1 protein-coding gene and 1 tRNA gene are annotated in these 808 nt (G+C 39.4%); both read left to right on the top strand.

The features are described from left to right. The first annotated feature begins 142 nt into the window (after positions 1-142). Positions 143-228 (top strand) — tRNA-Leu (locus tag ADG03_RS06840). A gap of 80 nt (positions 229-308) precedes the next feature. After that, the gene (locus ADG03_RS06845) at positions 309-761 is read left to right on the top strand and encodes a hypothetical protein (protein WP_024056238.1); all 453 of its coding nucleotides are present in this window, start codon (positions 309-311) and stop codon (positions 759-761) included. The last annotated feature ends 47 nt before the right edge of the window (positions 762-808 follow it).

Genomic DNA, 808 nt, shown 5'->3' on the forward strand with positions numbered 1-808 from the left:
GGACGACGAAATCGAATTCTAACGAATTACCGATTTCTGTCCCACTCTCCCTTTTTGTGAAAAAATGACAAACCCTGAAAAAAGTTTGAAAAAAATCTTGACAAAAAAGTTGTTGATTGATATACTAGTAAAGTACTCAATCGCGGGGATGGCGGAATTGGCAGACGCGCAGGACTAAGGATCCTGTGACCGCTTTAGGTCGTGAGGGTTCAAGTCCCTCTCTCCGCATCGGATCAAGATAGCTTTGGCTATCTTTTTTTGTTTTCAAATTTCTTTGTGGTAGAATAGGTGTGAGATGAGGTGAGAAAATGAAGAAGAAGTATCTGGTTTTGGTCGATGGCCTCTTTGCACTATTGGGAAGTGCCATTAATTTTTTCGGTCCTATCATGATTTTAGCTATGGCGATAGGCGCATACAAGGATACTTTTAGATATTTTATCGCCTTAAACATATGGAATGTCCTCGTTTTTCTAGCAGCGATTGCTTCTAAGTGTTTGCTCAGAAAAGAGAAAAGGATTAAAAAGTGGATTCCCAATCTTTTCTTGATGGCAGGCTTTATTCTACTTGTTGCGATATTTCTTGCTGTACCTGACACCTTTCCTTTTCTTTTTAGATTGGTAAACGGGCTTCTTGGAAAAATGTTCACCGACAGTCAATTATTTGCTGCTTATTTCTATTCTCAATGGGTTGCAGCGGTATTCCTTGTGATTTGCGGGATTGCCTTTCTCCTTTCACTAAAAAATTTTAAAGAAGAGAATTGAGAGTGGGACAGAAATCGGTAATTCGTTAGAATTCGATTTCGTCGTCC

The sequence above is a fragment of the Streptococcus parasanguinis genome (genome assembly GCF_001069785.1).
Lineage (GTDB): Bacteria > Bacillota > Bacilli > Lactobacillales > Streptococcaceae > Streptococcus > Streptococcus parasanguinis_T.